The organism is Mucilaginibacter gossypii, assembly GCF_900100945.1.
Taxonomy (GTDB): domain Bacteria; phylum Bacteroidota; class Bacteroidia; order Sphingobacteriales; family Sphingobacteriaceae; genus Mucilaginibacter; species Mucilaginibacter gossypii.
On the sequence record NZ_FNCG01000012.1, the window covers coordinates 166,930 to 184,501 of the forward strand.

15 protein-coding genes are annotated in these 17,572 nt (G+C 43.0%); 8 read left to right on the forward strand and 7 right to left on the reverse strand.

Annotated features, from left to right (window positions below; all coding sequences use genetic code 11):
- Positions 1-74: 74 nt before the first annotated feature.
- Complete coding sequence (locus tag BLS28_RS20595) at positions 75-968, forward strand: DUF4349 domain-containing protein (protein ID WP_091171890.1); 894 nt, start codon at positions 75-77, stop codon at positions 966-968.
- Between the two features lie 61 nt (positions 969-1,029).
- On the forward strand, positions 1,030-1,227 hold the full coding sequence (locus tag BLS28_RS20600) for a hypothetical protein (RefSeq protein WP_090530314.1): 198 nt from the start codon (positions 1,030-1,032) through the stop codon (positions 1,225-1,227).
- A gap of 67 nt (positions 1,228-1,294) precedes the next feature.
- Here the strand turns inward: BLS28_RS20600 and gldB are convergent, their stop codons facing one another.
- Positions 1,295-2,332, reverse strand: a complete 1,038-nt coding sequence (gldB, locus tag BLS28_RS20605; RefSeq protein ID WP_091171893.1) for a gliding motility lipoprotein GldB — start codon at positions 2,330-2,332, stop codon at positions 1,295-1,297.
- 145 nt (positions 2,333-2,477) lie between these two features.
- Between gldB and BLS28_RS20610 the strand changes: the two genes are divergently transcribed.
- Together BLS28_RS20610 and BLS28_RS20615 are read left to right on the forward strand one after the other, a co-directional pair.
- Entirely contained in the window at positions 2,478-4,127 is a 1,650-nt protein-coding gene (locus BLS28_RS20610; protein WP_091171896.1) for an NAD+ synthase, read from the forward strand.
- Between the two features lie 109 nt (positions 4,128-4,236).
- On the forward strand, positions 4,237-7,977 hold the full coding sequence (locus tag BLS28_RS20615) for a S8 family serine peptidase (RefSeq protein ID WP_091171898.1): 3,741 nt from the start codon (positions 4,237-4,239) through the stop codon (positions 7,975-7,977).
- Between the two features lie 27 nt (positions 7,978-8,004).
- Here the strand turns inward: BLS28_RS20615 and BLS28_RS20620 are convergent, their stop codons facing one another.
- Positions 8,005-8,499: a hypothetical protein gene (locus BLS28_RS20620; RefSeq protein WP_091171899.1), complete on the reverse strand. Its 495-nt coding sequence runs from the start codon at positions 8,497-8,499 to the stop codon at positions 8,005-8,007.
- A gap of 243 nt (positions 8,500-8,742) precedes the next feature.
- Between BLS28_RS20620 and ggt the strand changes: the two genes are divergently transcribed.
- The 4 genes from ggt (at position 8,743) to BLS28_RS20640 (ending at position 13,010) form a co-directional block, all read left to right on the forward strand.
- A complete protein-coding gene (gene ggt, locus BLS28_RS20625; protein WP_091171901.1) occupies positions 8,743-10,464 on the forward strand; it encodes a gamma-glutamyltransferase in 1,722 nt (573 codons plus the stop codon).
- 195 nt (positions 10,465-10,659) lie between these two features.
- Positions 10,660-11,103: a MarR family winged helix-turn-helix transcriptional regulator gene (locus tag BLS28_RS20630; RefSeq protein ID WP_090530294.1), complete on the forward strand. Its 444-nt coding sequence runs from the start codon at positions 10,660-10,662 to the stop codon at positions 11,101-11,103.
- 401 nt (positions 11,104-11,504) lie between these two features.
- Positions 11,505-12,011, forward strand: a complete 507-nt coding sequence (locus tag BLS28_RS20635; RefSeq protein WP_091172003.1) for an FKBP-type peptidyl-prolyl cis-trans isomerase — start codon at positions 11,505-11,507, stop codon at positions 12,009-12,011.
- Positions 12,012-12,083: 72 nt separating this feature from the next.
- Entirely contained in the window at positions 12,084-13,010 is a 927-nt protein-coding gene (locus tag BLS28_RS20640) for an FKBP-type peptidyl-prolyl cis-trans isomerase (RefSeq protein ID WP_091171905.1), read from the forward strand.
- A gap of 5 nt (positions 13,011-13,015) precedes the next feature.
- On the opposite strand, the gene BLS28_RS20645 is transcribed toward BLS28_RS20640, so the two are convergent.
- From BLS28_RS20645 to BLS28_RS20665, 5 genes are all read right to left on the reverse strand, one after another.
- Positions 13,016-14,329, reverse strand: a complete 1,314-nt coding sequence (locus BLS28_RS20645; protein WP_091171907.1) for a cryptochrome/photolyase family protein — start codon at positions 14,327-14,329, stop codon at positions 13,016-13,018.
- Positions 14,319-15,227 carry a TIGR01777 family oxidoreductase gene (locus tag BLS28_RS20650; RefSeq protein ID WP_091172005.1) on the reverse strand — a complete coding sequence of 303 codons (909 nt, stop codon included), beginning with the start codon at positions 15,225-15,227 and terminating at the stop codon, positions 14,319-14,321. Before BLS28_RS20650 ends, BLS28_RS20645 begins: the two co-directional genes overlap by 11 nt.
- A gap of 44 nt (positions 15,228-15,271) precedes the next feature.
- Entirely contained in the window at positions 15,272-16,738 is a 1,467-nt protein-coding gene (locus tag BLS28_RS20655; RefSeq protein WP_091171909.1) for an SDR family oxidoreductase, read from the reverse strand.
- Positions 16,739-16,817: 79 nt separating this feature from the next.
- Positions 16,818-17,132, reverse strand: coding sequence for a Dabb family protein (locus tag BLS28_RS20660; RefSeq protein ID WP_091171910.1), 315 nt, complete (start codon positions 17,130-17,132; stop codon positions 16,818-16,820).
- Positions 17,133-17,174: 42 nt separating this feature from the next.
- Positions 17,175-17,567: a hypothetical protein gene (locus BLS28_RS20665; RefSeq protein WP_091171912.1), complete on the reverse strand. Its 393-nt coding sequence runs from the start codon at positions 17,565-17,567 to the stop codon at positions 17,175-17,177.
- Positions 17,568-17,572 lie beyond the last annotated feature (5 nt).

Below are 17,572 nucleotides of genomic sequence, written 5' to 3' on the forward strand. Positions count from 1 at the left end.
AACAAAAATCAGCCGTCTGGGTTGCCTCTTGCCACTCTTCGGTATCAATGTATACCAAAGAAAATTAAACAGTTATGAAAACAAAGTTATTCCTGGCGTTACTGGCGGGCGTGTTGCTGCTGGGCGCTTGTAAGGGCTCAAATTATGAAGCCATCCGCGATGACAAAGCTTCTTCATCGAGTGCGGATACGGTGGCTAAAATGACCGACACATCAAAGGTGGATATCCCGACAACCAAACTGGTAAAAACTGCCGACATGCGTTTTAAAGTAAAAAGTGTTCAGCAAACGGGCGATGCCATAGCGGCGCTTACCGCCCGCAACGGTGGCATGGTAGTGCATCATCAAATGCAGGCCTATGTAGAGCGATCAGAAGATATCCGTGTGAGTAATGATTCGGTTAAACGAGTATCGGCGCTAAGAACTGATGCCGACATGACGCTTAAACTTCCTTCAGAGAAGCTTGAAAGCTTTATGACGGAAGTGGCACACATGGGTATGTATGTTACGCTGCGCAAAATGGATATTGAAGACCGTACGCTTGACTATCTTTCCGAAAAACTGAAATTGAAAAACCGTCAGGATTTGGTAGAGCAGCAAAAGAAAGGCAAAATTGTAATCAAAAATCCCGTAAATGTGATGTTATTGAAGGACGATATGGTTGATCAGCAAATTGGCAATATGCGCACAGATGAAGCGGTAAAATACAGCATTGTTAACCTTAGCTTTTACCAAAGCAATTTTATAAATCAGGAAATGATAGCCAACGACGATCCTTCTGCCTATCAGTTGCCATTTGTTAACAGGCTGATGATAGCTTTGAGCAATGGCCGGCAACTTTTTGTTGAACTGATCCTGGGCCTCGCTAACTTATGGGTATTTATAATTTGGGGCATAGGTTTGTGGGCAATATACCGCTATTACAAACGTAAACACCCAACCTGGTTTGCCGGCGGCATAAAATCATAAAAACTTTGTCGCTTTTTCGGTAAACATTTCTATTTTTGCGCAAACATTAAAAATCGGTACCATGGAATCAATGGAAAATGCTAACGCAGAAGGTCATTACAAATTATTAACTGTAGCTATTGTTATCGGTATAGTAGGCGTGTTCCTGCGTTTTGCCGGCGATGCCAACACAGGCTTCATGTTTACTTCTATATCAAATATTATTTTGATCATTGGTATCCTAATCGCTTTGAAATGCGTTTTCGCAATTATGAAGTAACAAACCTGTAAAAGGGAAATGATATAAAAAAAGCGCCTTCATTTTGAAGACGCTTTTTTTGTGCCTTTTATTTGGGGTGATATCCCGATTCGTTCAGGAGTTTTTGGGCATCTTTATCGGCCATCAGCTGTGGTAGCGTTACATCAGGGTGCTTATCCATATATTTCCTTACTATCTGCCAGCCCGTCCACACAGCAAGTTTCGGTGCCGATTCATTCTTTTCGCCAAGGCCGGGAGTGAAGGGGGCTTCTGTAAGATATTTTTGGATTTTTTGATAATCAGTTTCGTAAAGCAGGTTTTGTTCTAAAAAGTATCCCCAGATTTTACTTTCAAATTCATGGCACCATTTCAATTGTTCTGTACTATAACGGATCTTGGTGCTATCGGCCATATCCGGCAGTATCTTGTCCATAAAGTACATGATCTTGCCGTTATAGATCATTTTATTAAGCAAGGCTTTATCATTGTCATCTTCCGGGAACATGTCCTCACGTGCTATGCCTTCAACCACTCGGGGCGTAATGTTATCAGGCGTAAACCACCTGGAAAGATAATGTGGAAAAGCATTGGTAAGCGAAGGATAAAAACGCGAATCCGCACCCAGAAACAAATCTATCCCGACGCCGAAATAGCCATCGCCAATGGTAGTTTGGGCCTGGAAACCGGAAATATAAGCATATACCCGCGGGAGCGGTTTTTGAGGGTAATAATATTTAATGTATTTAAAAGCCTCGGTAAGGCTGGCGTTCTGCCGGTCCATATTAGGGAAGGCGGCATCGGCGTCGTGCTTGAGGTCGTTATAGGCTTTGCCCGCGAACACCTGGCGAAGGGCTTTAAAATAGGTGGTATCCTTAGTACTGCCAACCTGTAAAATGCGTTCAATAAAATCAGGGTAAAAACTGCCGTATTGTTTTTGCAGGTAGGAAGCTTGTAAGGCCATCGGCTTGTTGTGCATGGCATCAAAATCATGGTCGAACCGTTCAATTTTGACATTAACGTTGATATTGCTTACATCAATTTTTTTGTTGCGGGTACAGCTGCTTAATATCAGGCCGATGGAAAAAATTAAGTAAATTTGCTTTGCTATATACCGGGTAGGGTTCATCTTTATCCTTTAAGGCAAAAGTAAATTTATTTGCATTAATGTTGCTACTATTGTTAAGTCAATAGTCGGTAGTCCTAAATCGAAAGTCTTATTTTTTGACTTTATACTGAAGACTTGCGACTTAAGACTAAAATATACATATACTATGAAAATCGCGTTAGCCCAGCTCAACTATCACGTAGGTAATTTTGAATCGAACACCAATAAAATCATTAATCATATTATCAAGGCGAAAAATAACGGGGCTGACCTGGTTGTATTTGCCGAGCTATGTGTTTGCGGTTATCCTTCGCGCGATTTTTTAGAGTTTGATGAATTTATAGGTCTTTGCGACGAAGCAGCTAAAAAGATTGCTGAAGTATGTGTGGATATAGCCTGCATCATTGGCTTGCCAACACCTAACCATAAAACAGAGGGTAAGGACCTCAGTAATTCGGCGTATTTTATTGAGAATGGCGAGGTGAAAGCAGTGGTAAACAAAGCCTTGCTGCCTAATTACGATGTATTTGATGAATACCGTTACTTTGAGCCTTCAACCGAGTTTAATTGTATTGAGTTTAAGGGCAAGCGAATAGCGCTGACTATTTGCGAGGATCTGTGGAATACCATCGAAAACCCGCTGTATGTTACCCGACCGATGGATACCCTCATACACCAGACTCCGCATGTAATGATTAACATTGCGGCATCACCTTTTGCCTATAATCACGATGAAGAACGAATCGAGATATTGAGTGATAACGCCAGCCGTTATAAGTTGCCTCTGTTATATGTTAACCATGTTGGCGCGCAAACAGAGTTGATATTTGATGGAGGTTCGCTGGTGTTTGATAATACAGGTAAGCTAATTGATGAGATGCCTTATTTTGATGAAAGCATGGCTTACTATACATTGAATGAGGATAACACGTTGAGCTTTGATCATCCAACAACGATAAAAACCGAACGTCCGGGAGATATTGAGCAAATTTACCAGGCAGTAATCCTCGGCATCCGTGATTATTTTTATAAATCGGGCTTTAAGCAGGCAATTTTAGGCTTATCAGGCGGGATAGATTCGGCTGTGGTATGTGCTTTGGCTGCAGAGGCGCTGGGGCCGCAAAATGTGATGGCTGTATTACTGCCTTCACGCTTTTCAACAGATCATTCATTAAAAGATGCTCAGGATTTGGTTGATAACCTTGGTTGCAAACACGAAATAGTGCCCATTAAAAGCATTACAGAGGCCTTTGAAACAGCATTAAACCCACAGTTTGATGGTTTGCCTTTTAATATCGCGGAGGAAAATATCCAATCGCGCAGCAGGGCTGTTTTATTAATGGCGATGTGCAATAAGTTTGGCTATATTTTGCTAAATACCAGTAACAAGAGCGAGGCAGCTGTTGGCTACGGTACTTTGTATGGTGATATGTGCGGTGGTATTTCGGTTATTGGCGATGTTTATAAAACCCAGGTTTTTGAGCTGGCGCGATATATTAACCGTGATAAGGAGATCATCCCGATCAATTCAATCGTTAAACCGCCATCGGCCGAGTTAAGGCCCGATCAAAAAGATACCGATTCACTGCCCGAATATGATGTCCTTGACAAGATCCTGGCCGAGTATATCGAAAATCGCTGCTCATCGGCCGAGATCATCAGAATGGGGTATGACGAGGCAACCGTTCGCCGGGTTATCAAGCTTACTAATTCGGCCGAGCATAAGCGTTATCAAACGCCCCCTATTTTAAGGGTGTCGCCAAAAGCATTTGGTATGGGCCGCAGGATGCCTATTGTGGGTAAATACCTGTCGTAACAGCTAAAATTTCACTCTTTAATTGTCAAGTTTACGAATATTGTAAAGCGTTGGTTGTTTTGTTTTAGTTGAGGTTGATTTTTCTTAAAATTGCCTATCTTTCAAACCAATGATCAAACTTTACACAATTGTTTCCTTTTGCTTTTTGCTGTTGTTTTCAGTAAGCGACGCTATGGCCCAACAGTCATTGATCAGCGAAAAGAACAGGCTTCAGCTTAACGATATTTCACAGCAATCGCTCACAAACTATAAAGCATCTCACGACAAGGCAGTGTCATTAGCGGCCACGCATGGATGGACATTATCCCGCCGTACAAAAAACGGCAACCTGGTTACCTTACAGGGAGTTAATAAATTAGGGTTCCCTATATATCTTATTACGCATAATAATACCACCGCGGCAGCCACCACAGGTACTAATACCCTGCAGCCCGGAGGTTCATTAGGTTTGAACTTGTCAGGATCGTCAGATTTTTTGACCAACAAGCTGGCCATATGGGATGGCGGCGCGGTTTACAAAGCGCACCAGGAATTTGCAGGTAAAACCATCACACTAAAAACAACCGAACCGGTAAATGACCATTCATCACACGTGGCAGGTACCATGATTGCCAAAGGCATTTATGCACCGGCTAAGGGCATGTCGTTTGGGGCAACAACGCTTCAGTCGTATGATTTTAATAATGATGAAACCACCATGAGTGCCGCTGCTGCCAATCTTCTACTTTCCAATCACTCATACGGGGTAGTAACGGGTTGGGATTATAATGATTCGGCCGGCCGCTGGGAATGGAATGGTTTACCAGGCGACACGGTAGATTATAACTTTGGTTTCTACGACTCAAAAACAGCCAACTGGGATAAGATAGCTTATAATGCCCCATATTACCTCATTGTTGAATCGGCGGGTAATGAGCGTTCAAGTAATGGCCCTGCGGTAGGCGAAACCTACTATGGTTACAAAAGTAAAACCGATCAAACTTTTGTGAACAAAGGCGCCCGCCCTGCCGGGATCAGCAATAATGATAGTTATGATATTATCAGCACCAGCGGTAATGCCAAAAACATACTTACTGTAGGTGCAGTTTACCCGCTATTGTATGGGCCAAAAAACCGAAGTGATGTAGCCATAGCGCCTTTCAGTAGCTGGGGCCCAACGGACGATGGCCGTATCAAACCCGATATTGTAGGCGATGGTGTTAACGTACTTTCGGTAGGGGTTGATAACACTACCTCATACGCTACTTTATCAGGCACCTCAATGGCTGCCCCTAATGTTACGGGCTCGCTTTATTTGCTGCAGGAATACTATGCTAAACAAAATGGAGGAACATTTATGCGGTCGGCCACATTGAAAGGGTTGGTTTGCCATACTGCCTTTGATGCCGGTAATATAGGGCCTGATTATATTTATGGCTGGGGATTGCTTAATATGACCGAGGCTGCACAAGCAATAACCAATAATGGTGGTAAAAGCATGGTAAGCGAAAAAACGCTTACACAGGGACAAACACAAACCTATAACGTAATAGCATCCGGTAACCGCTTACTGGCCGCAACCATATCATGGACCGATCTGCAAGGTACGCCAACTACCGAGGGGGTGATCAACAGCCGAACTCCTAAATTGGTGAATGACCTCGATATCAGGGTAAGCGACGGCACAACAACTTTTACCCCCTGGGTGCTTGACCCTAATAAGCCCGGATTTTCTGCAACTAAAGGGGACAATATCAGGGATAACATTGAACAGGTATATATCCCTAATTCGGTTCCCGGCAGGGCTTATACTATTACAGTATCGCATAAAGGAAGCTTGTCATCCGGGTCGCAGGCATACTCGCTTATTGTTACCGGGGTTGGGGGAACTGCTTACTGTGCTTCGGCTCCGCTTTCAAATGCCGACTCAAAGATTGATAATTTAAAACTCGCTAATATTGATAATACCGCGGCTGCAGGTTGCACGGGCTACTCGGACTATACCAACCTTACCGTACAGCTTGAGCAGGCTAAAACGTATCCTTTGAGCATCACCCTTGGTACTTGCGGCAACAATTTTAATAAAGCTGCAAAAGTGTTTATAGACTGGAATGCTAACGGTGTGTTTGAAGATAATGAACTGGCAGCAACAACCGGGATCATTAATGGAACCGGTACCTATAATACCAACATTACCGTGCCGGGAACAGTAACTGCCGGGGCTTATAGCCTGATGCGGGTTGTGCTTACTGAAACCGGCGATGCATCAACCATTAAAGCTTGCGGCAGCTATACCAAAGGCGAAACCCAGGATTACCGGGTGCAATTTCTGCAAACCAGTATTGACGCAGGCGTTATTTCCATTGTTAGCCCTGGCAGCAGTGGTTCGTGCTCGGCGAGTACACCTGTTACGGTGAGGCTTAAAAATTTTGGCAACGCAGCTATAAACAATATCCCGATAACAGTTACCATTACCAATGCCAATAATGTTACAACTACTTACAACGAGATCTATAAGGCATCATTGCCAGCATTGGCCGAGGATAACTTTACCTTTAGCCAGGAGTTTAATGCGGTTGCAGGAGCATCCTATACTATTACCGCTACCAGTAAACTTACCGGCGATCCGGTTAGCAGCAATAATTCGGTTACAGCCAATATTACCATTAATTCGCCGGCAACTATTGGCGATCTGAGTGCTTATTATTGTACCACTACCAATCAATACGAGTTATTTGGCACCGGTGACGGTACTGTACTATGGTATCAGAATGCAACTGATGAATTGCCCATAGCCGCCGGAAGCGAAGCGTTAACAACTCAGGCGCCGGTTAATAATACTTACTATGCAGGCGTTAATGATTTTAGCGGAACAATTGGTCCTGCTACTAAAAGAGTATTTACGGCTGGGGGGTATAACCAGTTTACCCCTTATGTAACTGTAAACACTAAGGTGCCGGTATTAATTAAAAGCGCGCGTCTTTACATTGGCAATTCGGGGAAAATAACATTTAATGTATCCAATGCTAACGGGCAAATTGTATCGTCGGTTACTATAAATGCTGTTGCAACCCGTACCACCCCTCTGGCAGGCGCACAGCCCGATGACCCTAACGATCAGGGACAGGTGTATGATTTAAACCTGTCGTTACCAGGTGCCGGCAATTACCAGATATCGGTTGATTTTGCTGACCAGGCTACAATATATCGTAACAACGGAGGGGTAACAGGTTATCCGTTTAAGATCGGTAATATATTTAGCATTACCGGTAACAGCGCCACTGCAACCAATGGCGATACTACCGCCTACAAAGGGTACTACTATTATTTTTACGATATGAAGGTGCAAAGCCTGGGCTGTGCATCGGCCACGCGTAAAGCGGTAACGTTGAGCAGACCGTTTATTACCCAAACCAATAACACCCTTAACTCAAACTTTACCGATGGTAACCAGTGGCTGTTAAATGGCACTGTAATAAGCGGGGCCACCGCTGCAACTTACAACCCTGTACAAAGTGGAAAATACCAGGTGCAGGTTACACTGGCCAATGGCTGTGTGGCGCAATCAGATAATTATGTTTACGCACGCGAAGGCAGGGCCGGAAATAAAAATGAAATTGGGTTGAGCGTGTTCCCGGTACCGGTAAGCACTGATTTAAACGTGGTATTTGCGGCCAAAGAAGCCACCACTATGAAATTATCTCTCATTAATGCTTTAGGTGAAGCGGTTTACCAGGGTGGGCAGCAAAATATTGATCATGGTAATTACAGCACTATTTTGAATGTGAGCAGGCAAACGCCTGGGGTATATGTGCTTAGGGTATTGCTTGGACAGAAGGTCTATTCGCAAAAAGTTATCATCACCCGTTAGGCAGGTGATGATAATCTCTTTTATTTTTTAGAAGGTATACTTTAATCCCAGTCCGGGTGCGATATCGAAAAATGGCCCTCTTGCCAGTTCAAGTCGTGGATTAAGGTCAAGGCTGATTGCAATTGGCGCATTAGGGATAACATATTCCAAACCGATAACAGCATCGGCACCTATCAGGATGTGTTTGCCGTTGTAGTATTCGTCGTCGCCGCCAAAACGTTTGTAGTAGCCATTGCCTACCGAACCAAGGTGGCCGCCAAAGCCATAATAAAAGCTCAGTTTATCAACATTAAAAGCTTGCTGGTTTAATTCATACAAGCCGGTTAATACCGCACCGTGATCGCGGATACCCAGGATGCCTTCAAGCGCGGTGCCTTTATCCATAAAATATTTAACAGAGGGGCCAACCTCGTATGCGCCAAATTTTAAACCTACTGCTGTTTTATAGTCTTGGGCCTGTGAGTTTTTGCTGATCAATAAAAAGAATACGGAAAATAATAAAAGGTACGTTAGTTTTTTCATGCAGATGAATTTAATGATTGACAATAATGTAGCTGTAACAAAAAAGTGACCAGCTTGTTTAGCTTAATTTTGAGCTTTTTATTTCATGCAAATAAACGCCAGAATTGCTTTTTTATGCTATATGTGTTTAAAAAACATTGTGCTTTGATTGGTATTGGATTGGTTTTCAATAGAAAAGAATGGTTTCGGATTGTTAAATAAAGCACCCAAATAAGTTATTTTAGTGAAAATTAAATTGCTGTAATGACTATAAACCGCCTTGAAATAAATAATCCGAAATTCCAGATACTGTTTTTATCCGTAATATTTTTTGTTTTGTCGGGATGTGCACCGGGGCAGCTCGGGCTCAATAACAGCGGTCAGTACCGTAACGGAATGGTAGTTTGCGCATATCCCGATGCCGCACAGGTGGGGCTTGATATATTGAAGAAAGGAGGTAATGCAGTTGATGCCGCCGTAGCGGTGCAATTTGCTTTGGCAGTCACTTTGCCCGAAGCCGGCAACATAGGTGGCGGCGGTTTCATGGTTTACCGTGCCGGTAACGGTAAAACAAGCACACTTGATTTTAGGGAAAAAGGCCCGGGTGCAGCTAATGTTAATATGTATCTTGATTCGGCCGGTAATGTAATCCCCAATATGAGTTTGTATACCCACAAAGCATCGGGCGTGCCAGGATCAGTTGATGGAATGGTTGAGGCTCATCGTAAGTACGGCAAACTGAAATGGGCCGATTTGATTGAACCTGCCATTAAACTTGCCCGCAACGGTTTTAAAATAACGAAACATTTGGCCAGCGATCTTAACCATACCGCCGGACAATTTAGAAAATTAAACCCGGGTAAAAATTATTTGGTAAAAGAAGGGGAATGGAAGGAAGGCGATTTATTGATACAGGAAGATCTGGCCAAAACATTTGAACAGATCCGGGATAAAGGGCGTGACGGTTTTTATGACGGGCCTGTTGCGGATTTGATTGTTGATGAAATGAAACTTGGTAATGGCCTTATCACGAAAGCTGATCTCAAAAACTATCATGCTGTTTGGCGTGATGCACTTGTTGGTAAATACAAGGATTACAAGATCATTACCATGCCGCCGCCTTCAAGCGGGGGGATTGCTTTATTGCAATTGCTGAAATCGGTTGAGCCTTATCCGCTTAAAAGATGGGGCTTCAATCAGGATTCTACCATGAGGCTTATCGTGGAAGCGGAGCGCCGGGTATACGCAGACCGTTCTAAATACCTTGGCGACCCGGACTTTTATAACGTGCCGGTTGATAGCCTGCTCCAGCCGGCTTATATTACATCGCGCATGAAAAGCTTTAACTGGGACGCTGCTACGCCAAGTGCCAGTATCCAGCCAGGGTCATTTGTTGGTTATGAAAGCGACCAAACCACGCATTATTCCATTGTGGACAGAGAGGGCAACGCGGTATCTGTTACCACCACATTGAATGATAGTTTTGGCTCAAAGATATTTGTAGGCGGGGCGGGCTTTTTGCTGAATAATGAAATGGATGATTTTAGCTCCAAGCCCGGTGTGCCAAACATGTACGGGTTGGTTGGTGGCAAGGCTAACAGCATCCAGCCCGGGAAGCGGATGTTATCATCCATGACACCCACTATTGTTGAAAAGGACGGCAGATTGTTTATGGTGGTAGGAACTCCCGGCGGTTCAACTATTATTACCTCTGTTTTCCAAACCATACTCAATGTAATTGAATTTAATCAGAACATGCAGCAGGCTGTTGCATCAAAACGTTTCCACAGCCAGTGGCTGCCCGACGAAGTAACTATTGAGAAGGACGGTGTTGACAGTACTACAGTTGGCAAGCTACAAAGCAAAGGATATAAGATTGTAACCACCAAATCCATTGGCCGTGTTGACGCTATCCTCAAAACTAAATGGGGCTATTACGAAGGCGGGGCCGACCCGAGAGGGGATGATACTAAGATGGGTTTTTAGTAGCAATAGCATTTTTTAGTGGCAGTTATAATAGGCAGCAGCAGCAGCAATTTTTAGTTGAAGGATAAATATCCAAAAGCATAATCGAAGCCTATAGTAAGAAGTCTCAATTATTACTGTCACTACAACCGCTACTATTAGTGCTGCTGCAACTAAATTTGCGTAATCAATAAGCATTTCTTACGTTTGGTATGCATGCATAATAATGTAAAACACCAGGAAACTATCGACTATTTTATAAAGATAGTGTGGCAAACCATGGCTAACCGTTACAACCAGTTGGTGACGGAGTTTGGTTTTACACAATCAATAGGTTACCTGCTCATTAATATCGACGAAAAGGAAGGTACTACCGTATCGCAGGCTGCTGCCTTGCTGGGGCTTAAATCAACCAGTCTGTCGCGCATGCTTAGTCAGCTGGAAACTACCGGGCTGATATATCGCGAAAGCAATGAGGGTGATAAGCGTTCGGTTAAAATTTACCTTACTGCATTAGGTAAAGAAAAACGACATCAGGCCCGTGTAATAGTACGCCAGTTCAATAATTACCTTGATGCTAACATCAGCGAAGCCGATAAACAACACCTCATCGAAACTCTTAAAAAGCTGAACAAGCTTACCGTTAACTATAAACCCTGATTGGTCATTTTGCTTCGCGTCATTGCGCTGCGCTGTCATTATGCTGCGCAGTCATTGGTCATTATGCTTCGCGTCATTGCGCTGCGCTGTCATTGGGTCATTATGTTGCGCGTTATTATGCTACGCTGTCATTTTGCTTTGCAGTCATCGAGGCATTTACTTCGTGTCATTAGTCATTATGCTTGGAGCCGTTGAGTTATCGACAGTATGCCAGGCAATGACTTAATGACCAAATGATAAAATGACCGCGCAGCGCCCACACTTTTACTTAAAATCGAGCGTTTTACCTTCGAAATATCCCTTATCGGGTGTTTTAAACGGTGCCTGCTTTTTATTAATTGTTAAAAAGTGTTAAGCTGCCGTTTTTCTATTTTAAAAGAATAAATTTGCCTTTTGAATTGATGAACAGGATACTGATAGTTTTATTGCTTTTAGGCGTTATTGCAGGTGGTTGCGTAAAATCATCCGTCAGCCCCTTAGTTCAATACAACAAGCAAAAGGAAATTGACGACAAGATCATAAGTGATTATGTGGCTGCCAACGGCTTAGTAGATAAGGCTAAAAAGGTGTATGATACAACAGGTGTTTATTACATAGTAAACGATGGAGAAGGGGGAACAGGTAATGTGCTTTACACCAGTTCGACACAGGTTACAGTTGGTTATACCGGTAAAATACTAACATCGGGCGTTGTATTTGCCCAAACGGATCAGTTTCATCCTACCTATATATTGGGGGGGGTAATTAAAGGCTGGCAGTTAGGTATCCCGCAGATCAAACCGGGAGGTAAGGTTCGGTTGCTGATTCCATCGCGTTATGCCTATGGGCCATATGCGCAGGATTCGATACATTTGCCAGCAAACTCGGTACTTGATTTTCAAATTCAGCTGTATAACGTAACCAATTGATAAAGCCAGATAAAAGGGACATATAGCCAGCGAGCAAAAGCTTTAGGCGGTTAAAAAGACAAATTATAATAAATGAAACAAACTATTTTTACGCTCTTAGTACTTATCTCTATAGGCCTTATATCATGCCGGAAAGACAGGAACGATCCGGACATTAAGCAATATGACGACACCCAGATCAAGAATTATATAGCGGCAAACAGCATCACAGGCATGTTACGTGATACCACCGACGGTGATACCACCGGTATTTACTACAAGATCCTTTCACAAGGCCGCGGCACACCGATGGATTATTCAGATCAGATCTCATTTGTATTTACCGTTCGCACGCTCGATGGTAAGTTTGTATCTGTTGACTCGCTTAACGCGAACCATTTTTACGGTTATTTGGGACATGTTAGCAACTCACTGCCCAAAGGTTTACAGACAGCTATCCACAACCTCATAAAATATAAAGGTACGGCGGCAAGGGTGATCATCCCATCACATTTGGCTTATGGCGTTAACGGTTACGGATCGGGTAGCTCAAGTAATGCAAATACTCATATCGGCGGTAACCAAAGTTTGGATTATTATATTAATGTGGTTTCAAACCAGGAGCTGTATGATGACGCTGTAATTAAAAATTATATTAAAACTAAAGGGCTTACCGGATTTACCAAAACGGCTGACGGAGTATATATAAAAGTAGCTACACCTGGTACCGGTTCTGATTTAATAGGCCTCGATTCATATATAACATGTACCTATTCGGGCAAATATTTAAATGATACAGTGTTTGACAGTACCTCTCTGCAAGGGACAACCTCTTCATCTTTTACAGTTAGCGGTTTGGTTAAAGGTGCCCAGGAAGGTTTAACCGGGCAAACAGCCGGATCTGCAGTATCTATCATAATACCTTCGAGATTTGGTTATGGCAACACTGGCAGTGGTTCATCAATAGCTGCAAATGTGGTGTTGTATTTTGACTTTACAGTAGCTACGGTTACTAATTGATGTAATTATTTAGCCAGCGCCTTTTTAAACGCTGCTAAACAACGGTCGCGGGCTTTGCTGTGATCAACAATGGGTTTTGGATATTTGCTGAAGTCGGCATATTCCGGAACCCATTTTTTTATGTATTTAAGTTCGGGGTCAAACTTTTTGGTTTGAGCATCGGGGTTAAAGATCCTGAAGTACGGCGCCGCATCGGTACCTGAACCTGCAGCCCATTGCCAGCCACCTACATTGCTGGCCATTTCATAATCCAGCAGCTTACGGGCAAAATAGCGTTCTCCCCAGCGCCAGTCAATCAGCAGGTCTTTGCTTAAAAAGCTGGCCACTATCATACGCACGCGATTGTGCATAAAGCCGGTTGTATTCAGTTCGCGCATCCCTGCATCAATGATTGGGAAACCGGTTTCGCCTTTGCACCAGGCATCAAACTGTTTTTCATCGTTTATCCAATGGATGCGGTCATATTCCGGCCTGAAAGCATGGTCCATCGTATGAGGGAAATGATGTAATATCATCATATAAAATTCGCGCCAGATGAGCTCATTAAGCCAGGTTTTATCATCATGACTGTAGGCTGTAGCTGCCAACTCCCGGATGCTTACGGTACCAAAGCGTAAATGCATGCCAATATGTGAGGTGCCTTTAATGGCCGGAAAATCACGCTGCTCTTTATAATCTTTAATTACACCTTCATAACTTTTGTCGGGCAGGGGTATATTGCTTTTTTCAAAGCCCATTTCTTTTAACGATGGGATAGGAAATGCTTCGGTTTGATAAAGATTTTTAAGATATTTTTTTGTTGGATAGGCCTTTAAATAAAATGGTTTTAGCGTACTGTACCATTTACGCTGGTATGGAGTGTAAACGGTGTAAGGCTTGCCATCGTCTTTTATAACTTCATCCTTTTCAAAAATTACCTGGTCTTTATAGGTTTTAAAGGGGATGCCATGCTCTTCAAGTTTTGCGCGTACCCTATCATCGCGTTTAGTGGCGTAGGGTTCATAGTCGTGATTGGTGTAAACCGCGGCAATGTTATGGTCTTTGATGAGCTTATCCCAGGCGTGTATTGCTTTATCATAAAGTATCAACATAGTGCTGCCATGCTTATGCAATGCTATACTTAAGCTTTCAATAGTTTGATAGATGAACGTAACGCGGGCATCGTCCTTATCTTGAAGCTTGTCAAGAATTTCTCTATCAAAAATAAATACGGGTAAAACAGGATTGCCGCTTTTAAGGGCATAATAAAGGCCTGCATTATCATCAAGCCGTAAATCGCGGCGGAACCAGAATATGCTAACCGGTGTTTTATGATCCATAAATTTCACTTAATGCTGTATCTATATCAGCAAATTTAAATTTGAAACCGGCGTCTTCAATTTTTTGTGCCGATACTTTGGTACTGCCCAGTACTATACTGCTCATCTCGCCCAATAGAAGTTTGAGCACAAAGCCCGGCACATTTGGCGCCCACAGTGGTTTATGTAATTGTTTGGCAACGGCCTGGGTTAATTGCTTATTGGTGACAGGATTTGGTGCAACCATATTGTAAACGCCGCTAAGGTTCTTATTTTCGATCCCTAAAAAGTACATATCCACAACATCCTGCCAATGGATCCAGGGCACCCATTGTTTACCGCTGCCAATGGGCGAGCCAACATATAGTTTTATAGGTTTTGCAAGGGTTGGTAATGCACCGCCATCTTTATCCAGTACTACACCGGTACGGAATTTCAAAATTCGAATCCCAAACTTTTGGCCCTCATCAACGGCAGCTTCCCACAGTACACAGCATTGGGATATAAAATCCCTGGCCGGAGCGCTTGTTTCATACATCAGTTCATCCCCACGGTCGCTGTAATAACCAATGCCTGATGCGGAGATAACTGAAGTAACCTGATGCTGTTTGCGTTTCAGCAGATCATACACCAGCTCAATTGATTTTACGCGACTATCGATCAGGTCTTTTTTACGGGCATCGGTCCAGTGCTTTTCAGCAATGCCCGAGCCGGCCAGATGCACGATGGTATCAATCCCGTCGATACAATGCTCATCAATGATGCCTTTGTTGATATCCCATATAAATGTCTTTACCTGCGGATTGTTACCGGCTTTTCTGCTTAAATGACTTACGGTATAACCCTTAGCCAATAGTGCTTTAGTGAGATGTGTTCCCAGTAATCCTGATCCGCCGGTTAGTAGTATACTTTTGTCCATAATTTTGTCCATAGTGTTTTTACCTGATACGCTATTGCTATGGACTATGGTCTATCGACTATGATCCCGGCTTTTTCTTTATAATTAACAATCTCCCTTGCCATACCGTTAAATATAAACAGGTGAAAAGGCCACATGGCATACCAGTACAAGCGGCCCCACAGACCATTGGGCCTAAAGGTAGCTACCTGACTTAAACTTTGCTTACCATGGCGTTCAATTATTTTAAATTCAAGCCATGCTTCGCCCGGTAATTTCATTTCAGCGTACAGGAGCAGGCGTTTGTTTTCGCGGTCGGCCAGCAAAACCCGCCAAAAATCAATTACATCACCCGGACTTATATTGATATTGCTTGTGCGCCCCCGGCGCGAGCCAACACCACCAAAGATCTTATCCAGGAAACCGCGGATGTTCCAAATCCAGTCCCAATAATACCAGCCCCGGTTGCCGCCTATAGAAAGCACGTTGGTAAACACTTCGTTGGCCGGGCGTTCAAAAGGCATTTTTACTTTGTATTCCTGCGTGCCGTTTTGAGGTACCTTGATCTGGTCCATAAAACCGGGATTAAGGTAACCCTGGTTAAAAGCATCTTTCCAGCTGGAAACGATGGAGTTTTGCTCAATTTTAACAAAGGCAAGCTCAAGGCATTCTTTATAAGTAAGGCATTTACGTGGCACAACCTCATCAATGCCATGATCATGCATAATGGTTTCGTTCTTCATGCTGTTTACAAGGCTTTGAGCAAGTGTAAAGCTTGTAGAAGTAACAAAATACAGCCAATACGATGATATTTTAGGAGATAGGAAGGGTATGGTTATAATATACCTTTTCAGCTTACGTACCTCAGCATAAGTAAGCATCATCTGCCTGAAAGAAAGGATATCCGGCCCGCCTATATCAAAGGCCCGGTTGTAAGATTTTTCATTTAGCATTACACCTTCCAGATAACCAAGTACATCACGGATGCCGATGGGTTGGGATTTTGTATTGACCCAACGAGGAACGGTCATCACAGGAAGCTTTTCGGTAAGGTCACGAATGATCTCGAACGAGGCACTACCCGAACCGATGATAATAGCCGCCCGCAAAACGGTTAAGGCTGCTTTGCCTTCTTTCAGTACATCTTCCACATGCCGTCGTGATTCCAGGTGACGCGAAAGATGTTGATCGTTGGTTATCCCGCTTAAAAATATGGTTTGTTTGCACCTGGTTTTATCGAGTGCCTTTACAAAGTTATGGGCCGAAAGAGCCTCGAGTGCGGCAAAATCATGAGTTTGCGCCATGGAGTGCACCAGGTAATAAGCTGCATCAAGATCTTCAGGAAATGCTTCGATATTTGACTCTTTAAGCAGATCGCCGGTAATGAGGGTGACTTTACCGCTAAAATCGCTATGCTCGTGAAAACGACGTTTATCACGTACCAGGCAAACTACATCATGGCCTTTCTCCAGTAAAACCGGGATAAGCCGTGTACCTATATAGCCGTTAGCGCCAGCAAGCAAAACCTTCATGCATAATGAAACAACAAAAAAGGCAGGCTGTTTTAAGCTAAACGCCTGCCTTCATAATAAATTAATAAATAGTTATATCCTATATGTTTACACTATCTGTCACCACTACTTTGCTGCACAGTGGCTTAGCATATTCTTCGGCAAATATCACATGGGTAGGGTCAACCTGGTAAGCTTCCTGCGCTTCGGCGGTATCAAATAAAATCAACAGTGATACATCATAAGAGCGGTCAATTACATCGCGATTGGTATCGGCCGGCACGCCGATATGTATATCGCGGATATGTGGAATAGGCAGAAGGATATTAAGCCCTTCAATCAGTTTATCTTTATCGGCTTTGTTTTTTAACCAGAAGTGTACGTGGTGTACAAAAGTGTTTTGGAGTAGAGGCATAAGGATATGTTGTTAGTTTTTTCTTTTGAAAAGTTTTGTGACCTAATTTGAATTAAAAGGTTTATTTAAAACGATGTTTAAATACGCCTGAAAATTCTGATAGCCGTTTTTTGATGAATTTCCAAGGTCGATCATATCACCAAGCCCTGTATCAAATATTTGCCAGTTATTTTTTATGGCGAGATCTATCAGTGGATAAATAGCAGATTCACCATATAAATTGAGCATTAAAGTACTTGAAGGCTCACCATCATCAAAATAATCTATCGTAAAATCATCTTCTTTTATTTCGTGGTGGTCACCATCTGTAATTATATTTTTGAAATACTTTTTAAAAGCCTTGGAAAATGAGACAGGGAGTAGTTGTTTTTCATCCACATCTGCCAGGTCAGTAATTTTTTGCCTCGAATTAAATAGTACTACATCCCAACTCATATAAG

Bases quoted from the DNA above. Each gene is read 5' to 3' on its own strand.
- BLS28_RS20595 (WP_091171890.1), top strand. From the start codon at position 75: ATGAAAACAAAGTTATTCCTGGCGTTACTGGCGGGCGTGTTGCTGCTG.
- BLS28_RS20600 (WP_090530314.1), top strand. From the start codon at position 1,030: ATGGAATCAATGGAAAATGCTAACGCAGAAGGTCATTACAAATTATTA.
- gldB (WP_091171893.1), bottom strand. From the start codon at position 2,332: ATGAACCCTACCCGGTATATAGCAAAGCAAATTTACTTAATTTTTTCC.
- BLS28_RS20610 (WP_091171896.1), top strand. From the start codon at position 2,478: ATGAAAATCGCGTTAGCCCAGCTCAACTATCACGTAGGTAATTTTGAA.
- BLS28_RS20615 (WP_091171898.1), top strand. From the start codon at position 4,237: ATGATCAAACTTTACACAATTGTTTCCTTTTGCTTTTTGCTGTTGTTT.
- BLS28_RS20620 (WP_091171899.1), bottom strand. From the start codon at position 8,499: ATGAAAAAACTAACGTACCTTTTATTATTTTCCGTATTCTTTTTATTG.
- ggt (WP_091171901.1), top strand. From the start codon at position 8,743: ATGACTATAAACCGCCTTGAAATAAATAATCCGAAATTCCAGATACTG.
- BLS28_RS20630 (WP_090530294.1), top strand. From the start codon at position 10,660: ATGCATAATAATGTAAAACACCAGGAAACTATCGACTATTTTATAAAG.
- BLS28_RS20635 (WP_091172003.1), top strand. From the start codon at position 11,505: ATGAACAGGATACTGATAGTTTTATTGCTTTTAGGCGTTATTGCAGGT.
- BLS28_RS20640 (WP_091171905.1), top strand. From the start codon at position 12,084: ATGAAACAAACTATTTTTACGCTCTTAGTACTTATCTCTATAGGCCTT.
- BLS28_RS20645 (WP_091171907.1), bottom strand. From the start codon at position 14,329: ATGGATCATAAAACACCGGTTAGCATATTCTGGTTCCGCCGCGATTTA.
- BLS28_RS20650 (WP_091172005.1), bottom strand. From the start codon at position 15,227: ATGGACAAAAGTATACTACTAACCGGCGGATCAGGATTACTGGGAACA.
- BLS28_RS20655 (WP_091171909.1), bottom strand. From the start codon at position 16,738: ATGAAGGTTTTGCTTGCTGGCGCTAACGGCTATATAGGTACACGGCTT.
- BLS28_RS20660 (WP_091171910.1), bottom strand. From the start codon at position 17,132: ATGCCTCTACTCCAAAACACTTTTGTACACCACGTACACTTCTGGTTA.
- BLS28_RS20665 (WP_091171912.1), bottom strand. From the start codon at position 17,567: ATGAGTTGGGATGTAGTACTATTTAATTCGAGGCAAAAAATTACTGAC.